Here is a 10,486-nt window from a genome sequence, read left to right on the forward strand (position 1 = left end):
TGGCATTGCCTCTCCTTTCTAATTTGGAGAACAGTACCATCTTACATCCAACTATCCCCCTTGTCTACTTTTTGGGGTCCATTACACCATAAGGGACTTTGTCCAGTTTTTATTAAAAATCTCCTTATAATTTATCCCTGCCGGTTACAATTACATCCGTTAGAGTATTTCGTTTGCAAGTCCAAAGCTGTTATTAAGCTTTCTTAAAAAGGTGTCCTTCCCTCTTTCGATCCTTTCCGTGTATCTCAAGGAATGCTCCCACTGTAATATGACCGTAATAACCGAGAGGAAGTGCTGATCCTGAAATGATAGTATGTTTTTTTCCCTGTTATTGACTGCCAAATCGTCAATCCTTTCCTTGAAGAGCTCCCTTGTCCTCGGCACTTTGCTCATAATCCCGGTGAGATCGAATACTATAGGCATCTGACGCGCAAGCTCCCAGTCAGAGACGTATATTTTTCCGTCTCGGCTCATGATCATATTTTCGGTCGACAGGTCGCCGTGACCGATGCTTAACGGCATAAGGGCTTCGCTCTTTAATATCTCCACACACCTTTTGATGAAATCCCTTTTGCCCATCCATCGATCACTCCATTCAATCATCTCCATCGCCTTGAGGATGGTGTCCTCTGCCCCGGACGGATCTGTAACTTCACCTATACCCTTAAAGACAATTCCGTATCCCTCGTACATCCGCCAAAGCTCCTCCGTCAGGTCCCTCAGAATCAGCTCCTCATCCCTTATGGGATCAACCACCCGGCCGGGGATGATCTTCTCTGTAAAAAACGGCGGATCGCCTTCGAGTTCATATCTAATAATTTCGGAAATGTTTACACTCTTTAAGGTTAACACCTTCTCCCTTACTTTTATCTCGTTTTCCATATTCTCCCTGGACCTCGTCTTTCCTATCATAATCTTTGCTGTGAAAGGGACTGGCCCATCGGTATAAAAGGCCCTTATATTGTTTTTCACGAGGATCGATTGGGCAGAGGTCTCGCTGAAAAGATATGGGGGGAGAAAAAAGGCTTTCATGAACCTTAAGGCCCCATTTTTTGAGACATCAATAGTGAAGCTTGGAATAATGCTAAAAAAATCCCCCCTCCTTTTTGAAAAATGGACGCGATTCAGATACCTTCGCTGTATGACCCAGTTCCCTACAACACCGTAAGAGAAGCTTTTGGAGCCGTCGTAAATATCGAGCTTCTTTTCCACTTTGGATACAAGCTCAAATATTGTATTTACGCTGTTTCCCCTTATGTTCTGCATAACCGATTTTTCTCAGTCTGAATGTCTAAAATGGATTGGACCTGCTTACATACCGCTTTTGCCTATGCCCCCGATCACGTTCAGGATATGTCTGTTGTGTTGAAAGTTGTCTCCTATATGCAATACCACATCGCGAATGTAGTTTTCAACTTTCATGGAATATATCCTCCGGTAATCCTCCTTCATATTTTTCACAACAGATGAGAAAGGCTTATTTCCACCGTCGGAAGATTTAAATCCCGGATTCAATATCAAAAGGGAGAAAAAGCGAATAATGAGGGGGTGTTTAATCAGGTAGTCAAACTTCATCTTGATGTAATCCTCCTTTACGGCCTCCCATGAATAGAGTCTTTTCAACATCTCGTAGAAATCGTCTTTATCATCGAACCGGTAATCCTTGACAAAAACAACCTTATGCCTTTTTGACAGCTTCTCCATAATAGTATCGAAGTATTCGGAAACTGGGCCCCACAGTATCCCGGGGAAATAGAGCCCGAGATCAAAAAATATCTTGTCCATGGTCGCCTCTATGAGATCAATCTCTTCGTCGCTGAAAAATTTCTCCTGAATCCCTCCCTTATCTCTTTGTATTCTATTGTCTTGAATAGTGAGATTCTCCCTCTTTCCCACTAGCTTCATTAACGGAGTCAAGGCTATCTTGACCGGGATCTCTCCTATGCCGAAGTAGAGGGCATTGGCCAGCAGATCGTGCCCAAACAAAATTTTCTGGTTCTTGTCTATTATGACAAAATCATAAGGGGAAAAACCGTTTTTGGATACCTTCTGAGATAAATCCCTGAGCGCTTTTATCGTCCCCCTCTCCTCCTCCGGAAATTTGCTTTTTAGTCCAATCCTTAGATTATTGAACAGATTTACTCCCCGATTGTTTCCCCCGAACAACTCATCTACGGCAAGATATTCAACAACAACTCTGAGCATTGGCTCCGTCATTCGATAACCCTTATCGTTGACCTGCTTCAACAGGAGCCTCTCCGTATCTATCTTAAGAGAGAGGTCACTTTGCGCAAGCCTCCCTATCTTCGCATCCCCGGGGAGTCTCATAATATCTAAAGACTTCCCCACAATCTTTAGGGTCAACCTCTTCTGTTTGGATAAGAAAGTCCTTATAGTCGCCATAAAGCACCCTGTAGATACCTACCTCTTAAAAACTAATTTAGACATCTTAACTACCTCATCGATGGTGGCGGCCTTCAATGGGAAACAGAGGGCGAGATAAACGACAAGGCCCAAGATGGACGCCGCTATATATTGGACTATGGCAAGCCATAAAATTGTGTCGTAAAAACAGGTTTTGGCAAATACGAGGAATATGTACATCGCCGCACCCGCCAATAAAACTTTCAGAATCAGGTAAAAATCAAACCTGAATCCGATCAGCCGGTATATAACGATATTTGTCACCGCGAAAACAATAATCTTGTTTAGGAGTACGGCAATCGCCGCGCCGTTATAGCTCCAAATGGGAATCAAGATCATGTTAAGTAAAAAATTGATTATTCCGGTGATCGTGATAATCTGTGTGTTCTTCATTGGTTTCCCCAGGCCGTTTATTGTCCCGACGTTCACAATGTATATGGGCTGAATGATTGAAGCGAGGACTATTAACCTTGCCGCAAACACCCCCTCTACGAATTTTACGCCATAAAGGGCCTCTATAATAAACTCGGTGTAGGCGAAGAAGACCACGGTAAATGGCATCATAAGGAGGATTATATATTTCTGAATCATCTTCAAGGTGTTTATAAGCTCCTTTGTCTTCCCCTGGCCGTATAGCTCGCTTGTCATTGGGAAAAAAATCTTGCTTATGGAGCTTCCGGCTACTTTAAATATCGTCCTGAAGGGCGTCAGGACGCTGTAGATACCCACCGTTTTTAGATCCTGAAAATATGTCAGGAAGATGGTATCGACTCTCATGGTAGTGTGACTTACGATGGTGCTGGCGGTTGTCGCGGCCCCAAAGGGTATCAATTTTTTTACAACGGGTATGAACCCGGATGATTGGTACCTAAAGATATTAAATACATTTAGAAGAAGCACTATGTTTGTAACCAGCACCACCATGTGAACGCCGTTGTAATACCACGCCACCCGTGAAATATCGAGCTTGTCGCTGAAGTAAATCGGGATGAAGAAAAAAAGATTTATAAATACCCCGCTGTACGAGAGCAGGATAGGACGTTGAAAGGCGTTGAAGATACTGCTGATGGACGAGACAAGAAGCTGCACCACAAAAAATACGAGAAAAATTCTGAAAACGGTTTCAACGTTCGGATCTTTGAAATAACCCGTTGCTATCTCGTTGGAGAAGTAATAAAGGGCAGATACAACTACGGCGGACGTGGTGATGGAGAAGCCGAGGGAAAAAAGGATGGATGTCTTGACCTTCCCAAAATCCTTCTGAACGAGGAAATCCGGGATAAACTTTATTATCGCCTGATTGACGCCAAGGTTTTTTAGAAGCCCAACCAGTCCCAAGAAGGCTATTACCGCGTAAAAAAAACCGAAGTCTTCAAGGGTGAGGTTCCTCGCGAGGACTATTCGGACCATAAATCCAAAAAAGGTATTGAGCATTGTCATAATGAAGACAATACCCGCGCCCTTTACTAGTCTCTTCGCCAAGTTAGACATATTTATTTAACCGTAATCCTTTATCAAATAACTTCCTGCCATTCTTACTGAGTCCATTTGAGTGAAAATATCGAAGCCCCTTTGTTTTCGTTGGCGATCCCATCAATTGACTGATTAGATTAATAACCAAATTCACAAAATGTTATGGACATAACCTAATAAGATGGCAGTAGGTTTTTCACAATAAACTTTGCTATAAATCAATCCATATGTTATCTACATGGGCTATTGCATTTTCCTCAAATATATGGGTAATGAAAAATAATAGCCCTTTCTCTCATATTTTTTATGACTTCCTCCTCCTTATAATCGATACTTTTACAACGTTATTACTCTAACTCACCAGAATCTCGATATTTTAAGAGCTTAGCCGGAACTCCTCCCACAATCGCCATTGGGGGAACATCTTTAGTAACTACCGCACCCGCTCCTACAATTGAATTTTCCCCTATTGTCACTCCCGGCAGAATAATGGCGCGGGCTCCAATCCATGCACCTTTTTTTATTCTGACCGTTTTTGCGGTTTCACTTTGATTGGATACCGGTATATTCGGATTCTTAAATTGATGCAGATTTGATGTTATAATAACGTATTGTGCTATTAAAACATTATCCTCAATATAAACCTTCCCTTCTTTCGTATCTTTTCCCGAAGGAGCGTTGATCGAACACTCGTGCCTGATTGTCACATTATCGCTAATAAAGATATTCTTTGTTCCCGATAAAAAAACATGAGGCCGCACATCAACGTTTTTGCCCACATGTCCAAGTTTCCTTTTAACTATAATCTCGTTTGTAGTCTTAAAATGCATCAAGAAGTTGATAAGATACTGGGACTGGGAAATACGATCATTCGTAAATTGTTCAAACAAAAATTTGATGTCCCATTTTAAATTTTTTAACAAACCCATCACGTTTAAATCCAATAAATGACTATCTAAAACAATTCCTTATAAAACTTATAGGGAAGTTGGCCTTGACCACGTTTCTTGTCAGCCGCTCCTCGCTTATCGCCGCCAGTATCTGGCCGTCCTTAAAGACGCACGCGGTGCTGTTGTGTCCCACGTTAATTCCGACGGTTATCATCTCTTGACTCCTTGTTTTTTTATATTTTCTATTCTAATCATCTATTCTCTATATTTCAGAACCTTTGCGGGTATGCCCCCCACTATCGCGTTTTCATCCACATCCGTAGTCACAACGGAGTTTGCCGCCACCACGGCGCCGTCGTTTATCCTCACGCCTGAGAGGACCTTCGCGCCGGCAGCTATCCAGACGTCGCTCCCGATATGCACGGGCTTGACGATCCCGAGCTGTTTCTGTATCAGCTCGCCCTTCCTTATGCTGTGGTTGTTGTCCACGACGTAGACGAAAGGAGCGAAGAGGCAGTTGTCCCCAATCGATATCCCCTCGATGGCCACGATGAAGGAATACATCCCTATCCTCGTCTCGCTCCCTATGGTGATCCTCGAGCGCTCGTTTGTCGGGTAGATATAGACGTTGTCCTTTATTATCGCTCTGTCCCCGATGGTAAGCCCCTTCGGATACCCCACGACGACGACCCGCCTCCCGATGTAGACGTCCTTTCCAAGGGTCACTCCCTTCATCTTCAGACGGAGCCTTCTTATCAGCTGAAGAAGCCGGAAGTTGCTTATCCTGTCAAGGTCCTTTCTATAAATCATACCGATATCCCAAGAAAAATTCCTTTAATCCTCGGCTATCATCTCGATCTGGATCAGGGTATCTTCCGGTATATCGACCTTCGCCTTCTTCCCGATTATGGTATCCATCTGATCGGGCGGCATCCCCGTTCCGGGCCTCTTGAATGTCAGCATCTCTTCGGTTATCTCGTTCCCTTTTTTTATATCCACACTCGCAACGATGGAGCGCCTCGCCTGCTCCCTGGCGGCCTTCTCCACCTCAAGTATCCTGATCTCCGGGCTTCCCAGTCCCTTCTCAACGAACCTTATGTTGTCCACCATCTTCTTTAAGAGCGCTGGGTCCACGCTGAAGCTGTGGGTGTTGGCCGGCTGGTTCCTGCAGTAGGTGTAGTGTTTTTCCACAACCTTTGCCCCCAGCGCCACCGCGGCGGCCGGGGCCGCCATATTCTCGTCCGGATACGTGTGATCCGATATCCCGATAAAGAGGTCCGGAAAAGTCTCCTTCAGAAGCGGTATCTGTAAAAAGTTCGCGTCCTCTATCATAGTGGGATACTTAAGCGTGCACTGGAGCACGATCAGTTGGTCGTTTCCCGTACCCAGTATCGTGTCTACGGCCCGTTCTATCTCGTCCATCGTGGACGCCCCTGTCGAGAGGATCACCGGCTTTCCGACCTCGGCGATCCTCCTTATGAAGGCCGAGTTGGGGAGGTCGCACGACGCAATTTTATAGGCCGGAATATCTATCTTTGCGAAGTAGTCTACGTAGTCGTAGTCGAAGGCTGAGGTGAACGCGATTATCCCCTTTTCCTTGGCGTAGTCGAAGAGCTCCTTGTAATCCTCCGGCCCGAGCATGTCCCGTTTCTTATAGTACGAGAGCTGCGTGCCGTCCTTGTCGGCTCCGCCCCAGTATCTGTCGGCGTATTTGCTCACCAGCTTCTCCGCCTTGTAGCTCTGAAACTTTATTGCGTCCGCCCCCGCCTCCGCCGCCTGTTCTATGAGCATAATCGCCTTTTCAAACTCGCCGTCGTGGTTCGCCCCGGCTTCCGCTATGATAAAGGCCGGTCCGTCCTCGGTCAGGATAAAATCGCCGATCTCGATCTTCTTCGTCCCCCGTATTAAGCGCCTCTCCGCCAGCCTGAGGTCTTCCAGCGTGTGGATGTTTGTGCATAAGTCGTTCAGGGCTACGATCTTCGCGTTGAGATCGCCGTCCCCCATAAGCTCCTTTCGCCTCATTATCCTTACCGACCCGTTCCTGACGCCGCCCCTTCCCAGAGTGATCAGGTCGGTCGCGGATTCCTTGACCGCCTTCTCTATGGCCTGGTCGACGCTTACGTTCCTATCCGGGTGGTCGGGCTGGAGCGCCACCACGTATTCGATGTTATCCGCCCCCACCTTTCTAACGACGTCCCGGTATACCTCCACCACAGGCACGTCGCCCAGGAGGTCTTCCCCCCTCTTTACTCCCTCAACCCCCATCTCCTTTGCGTACTCGATCACCTCGTCCGACTCAGTAGACACGATCACCTTCTCGGCAAGCTTGGATTTCTTCGCCGCCTCTAAAGTGTAGTGAAGCATCGGCTTTCCGTTTACCGGGTGCATGTTCTTTTTCGGAAGCCTTCTCGAAACCAGCTGCGCGGGTATAACTATAATATTCATTCCACCTCTCCCCTGTTTACAATTAACGTGCGATCATCGGAAGGAGCTCCCCCGACTTCCTCATAAAAATGGTCTTTCTACCGCCCGCGATCTCAACTGCCCTCCTGTACGCGGAGACCGGGTCAGGCTCGTGGAGAAATCCCATTCTCCGGGCCTCCTCCCCCGATATACCCTTGGTGACAAGTATCACACTCGCCTTTTTCATCACCCTCCCTATGGCGATCAGGGTATAGGCCATGATGCGCCCCTTTATCTCCCCAGCCTCGACCTTTGATTTCAGCCCCTCGGGATCCTTGAAGCCGATCTCGAGAAACTGGGGGAACTGGGGGGCTATCCCCTCCGGGCACTCCGCAATGAGGACGATCGCCCCTCCCCTCTTGACCACGACATCCGCCGCCGCCACACCCTTGATTGACTGTCTCAGGTTTATGTCGGTGGGGGAGGCGTCGCAGACGACCACATCCGCCTTTTCGCCCGCCACAGATCCGTAGATGCGCCTTGCAATCTCGACTCCCTCGTTGTGGGCCTCGACGGGATGTCCGGCCACCACGCCGGCGGGGTTCTCGTCTATATCGAGCACACTGTTCACGATAAAGTCAAGGCCCGCCTTTAAGGCGATGTCGTTTACATCCCTCCTTATCGGATTGTCGTTGACACCGAGGATCTCCTCCATCTCGTAATCCAGCGCCGCCCAGTGGGTCCCCTCGGTCGTCTCCTCCCCCGCTATCCCCGGGACTATGATTTTTCCACCGCCAGAGAAACCGGTTGTCGCGTGCGGGACGATGTTCCCAACGGCAACGATAAGGTCGGCGTTTTTAACCTCCCGGTTTACATAAATCTCTATCCCCGTTTCCGTACTCCCCATATCGATGAGGGTTTCGGGTTTGTCCCAGGAGTGGTTGAATATCCTGTATCTGGCTGAGATCTCCTCTCCAAACCTCTTTTTTATCTCCCCCTCCGTCATCGCCCTGTGCGTCCCCAGGGATATCAGAAACATCACGTCTTTGTCCCTTATCCCGGCCTTCGTTATTTCGGTAAGCATTACCTCGGCTATCTCCCTTACCGGCGTGGGGCGGGTGACGTCGTCGGTTATTATCAGTATTCTCTTCTTCCCGAAGAGCAGCTCCCTAAAGGGGTTTGTGCCTATCGGCTTTTCAATCGCCCTCTCCGTCATCGATCTCAGCGACTCCCCTCCCTCCGCTATCTTCGGCTCCAATATTCCAACGAGATCGGCGTCGTCTATCTCAAGGCTTCCAAAAAGCTCCCTGTCGAACTTCACCTTCATAAACCTTTAGGATACTCCTTTATGATCTTTTCCACAATCCAAAAATCGAGCTCGCTGGTAATCTGTATCGACTCCCCTTCGGTCATTACGATGTGGCCGGTGCTGTTGCACACAAACTCGCCGTCTTTTATGCTCTCCTTCTTATAAAGGAAGACGGCGCCGTTTTCCCTGAAGAGGGCCTCCCTCTCCTTCTTTAGGAGCCTCTCCTCGAATAGGGGCTTCATGCCGTACTTGTCGTGATAGTAGAAGAATCCCTTCTCTTGGGTTACGCTCACAACGCTGTCGGTATCGTGTATCGTCAAAGTGTCTATCGCCTTGTCTATATGCTCCGACCTCCTCGTGGGGACGGTTATGTAGAGGAGCATTACCGCATCCGGTCGGTATCCTTCCTCTTCGAGCTTGTCCAGAACGAACCTTACAGCGGCGGCAATCTTTGTGTGCGGAATCGATATACTCTCCGGCCTTTTGATGGCAACAACTCTCTCAAATGTCGAGGCATACTCTATGATTTTGTCATCGTCGGTCGTCACGACCACCCTGTCAAGAAGCTCCGATTTCAACGCCTCTTCGATGGAATATCTTATCAGCGGCTTACCCGCAAGCTCCTTTAACGCAATCTCGGGATAGACGTCCGATTTTCTGACCGCCGGGATTATCGCCAGGACCTTGGGGATCTTCCCCTGCCTGTGTTGTTTCACGAAATCCCTCTTCAGCTGACGCCTCGTCTTTAGGAGCTTCGACATATCATCGGTCAGGCTCTTGCCGTGTTTTCGGTAGTAAAAGAGGGGGAGGTTCACGTTCGAGGGCTTGAACCTGTCGATGAACTTGAGCCAGAAGTCGTACCCGTCCTGCCTGCTCAACTCCTCGTTGTACCCGCCGATCTCCATCAGCGAGGACTTTCTGATCATCGTGCAGGCCCCGTGAGCCGGCAGGTCCAATAGCTTCACCTCCGTCCCTATCTTCTTGCGCCTGAAGATATTCAATATCTCCCCCTCCTCGTCCACCTCGTAATAGTCCGGGTAGACGAGGCCGAGCTCGTCGTCGCCGTCAAGGACGTTCGCCATGACCAGAAGTGCGTTTTCGTCGAGGTAGTCATCGGCGTCGAGGCGTATGATGTATTTGCCCATGGACTCCTTGAGCGCCACATTGTTGGTGTAGGTAAGGCCCCGGTTTTTCTGGTAAATGATCTTTATCCCGTCTTTTCCGCTGTATTTTTCAAGGAGTTCCCTGGTGTTATCCGTAGAGCCGTCATCGATTATTATCAGCTCCCAGTCCTTGTACGTCTGGTTGAGAACGCTCTTAACCGCCTCTTCTATATATTTACCGTAGTTGTATGCGGTGATGTAGACTGTTACCTTGGGCTCTGCCATTTTGAAAATCTCTACTATGAAACTTCTAACAATTGAAAAGGACGACAAGCTTGCAACAATAGATGTTCAATTTGTAAACATATCAAAGTTATTCTGTGGTGTCAAGAAATATTTTTTACCATATTTGTCCAAAATATTTATTATTTTGAAGCTGATTGACAATGTTTTTGACAAGTATTAGAATGAATCAATTTTATTTTTAAACAATAAGGGGTTAAAATGAAAAGGCGTGACTTTATAAAGAGCGCGGGGAGCGCCGTGATTTCATCCGCGATCGGGCTTTCGGCGAGGGCGATCCCCGGCTGCGGCCCTGCTCGATTTTCTACCGAACCGGAGCTTCCGAACGTAATACTTATCACAGCCGACAACATTGGCTGGAAGGACCCCGGCTGCTTCGGAAACAGGGACATTGAGACCCCGAATATCGACAGACTCGCCGACGAGGGGATGAGATTCACTTTAGAAGTTGTCGTTTCTTTTAATTAAGAAAAATAGAATTTGTGATGTTCCAAAAATCGAATCCGGATTATGTAGGATCTTTTAAGGAGGAAATAATGAAGAATTTGAGACTGACCTTGATTTTGATTAGGGAATTATAA

10 protein-coding genes are annotated in these 10,486 nt (G+C 47.5%); 1 reads left to right on the forward strand and 9 read right to left on the reverse strand.

Translation table 11 applies throughout. From position 1 onward, the window contains the following. Positions 1–159 precede the first annotated feature (159 nt). From JW984_14405 to JW984_14445, 9 genes are all read right to left on the reverse strand, one after another. A complete protein-coding gene (locus JW984_14405; protein ID MBN1574388.1) occupies positions 160–912 on the reverse strand; it encodes a phosphotransferase in 753 nt (250 codons plus the stop codon). A 399-nt stretch (positions 913–1,311) separates the two neighbouring features. Continuing rightward, positions 1,312–2,403 carry a hypothetical protein gene (locus JW984_14410; protein MBN1574389.1) on the reverse strand — a complete coding sequence of 364 codons (1,092 nt, stop codon included), beginning with the start codon at positions 2,401–2,403 and terminating at the stop codon, positions 1,312–1,314. An 18-nt stretch (positions 2,404–2,421) separates the two neighbouring features. Continuing rightward, positions 2,422–3,915, reverse strand: coding sequence for an oligosaccharide flippase family protein (locus tag JW984_14415; GenBank protein MBN1574390.1), 1,494 nt, complete (start codon positions 3,913–3,915; stop codon positions 2,422–2,424). Positions 3,916–4,244: 329 nt separating this feature from the next. Further along, a complete protein-coding gene (locus JW984_14420; protein MBN1574391.1) occupies positions 4,245–4,727 on the reverse strand; it encodes an acyltransferase in 483 nt (160 codons plus the stop codon). Positions 4,728–4,848: 121 nt separating this feature from the next. Further along, a complete protein-coding gene (locus JW984_14425; protein ID MBN1574392.1) occupies positions 4,849–5,001 on the reverse strand; it encodes a hypothetical protein in 153 nt (50 codons plus the stop codon). A 41-nt stretch (positions 5,002–5,042) separates the two neighbouring features. Continuing rightward, positions 5,043–5,597: an acyltransferase gene (locus tag JW984_14430; GenBank protein MBN1574393.1), complete on the reverse strand. Its 555-nt coding sequence runs from the start codon at positions 5,595–5,597 to the stop codon at positions 5,043–5,045. Between the two features lie 24 nt (positions 5,598–5,621). Further along, on the reverse strand, positions 5,622–7,232 hold the full coding sequence (locus tag JW984_14435) for an N-acetylneuraminate synthase family protein (GenBank protein ID MBN1574394.1): 1,611 nt from the start codon (positions 7,230–7,232) through the stop codon (positions 5,622–5,624). A 22-nt stretch (positions 7,233–7,254) separates the two neighbouring features. Beyond that, positions 7,255–8,517 (reverse strand): nickel-dependent lactate racemase, encoded by a 1,263-nt coding sequence (larA, locus tag JW984_14440; protein ID MBN1574395.1) that lies wholly within the window; start codon positions 8,515–8,517, stop codon positions 7,255–7,257. Beyond that, on the reverse strand, positions 8,514–9,887 hold the full coding sequence (locus JW984_14445; GenBank protein MBN1574396.1) for a glycosyltransferase: 1,374 nt from the start codon (positions 9,885–9,887) through the stop codon (positions 8,514–8,516). The genes larA and JW984_14445 overlap by 4 nt, the downstream gene beginning before the upstream one ends. 219 nt (positions 9,888–10,106) lie before the next feature. Here JW984_14445 and JW984_14450 point away from each other — a divergent pair, with 219 nt between their 5' ends. Then, positions 10,107–10,373, forward strand: a complete 267-nt coding sequence (locus JW984_14450; GenBank protein ID MBN1574397.1) for a sulfatase-like hydrolase/transferase — start codon at positions 10,107–10,109, stop codon at positions 10,371–10,373. Positions 10,374–10,486: the final 113 nt, after the last annotated feature.

Origin of the sequence: Candidatus Zymogenus saltonus (assembly GCA_016929395.1) — a bacterium.
Taxonomy (GTDB): domain Bacteria; phylum Desulfobacterota; class Zymogenia; order Zymogenales; family Zymogenaceae; genus Zymogenus; species Zymogenus saltonus.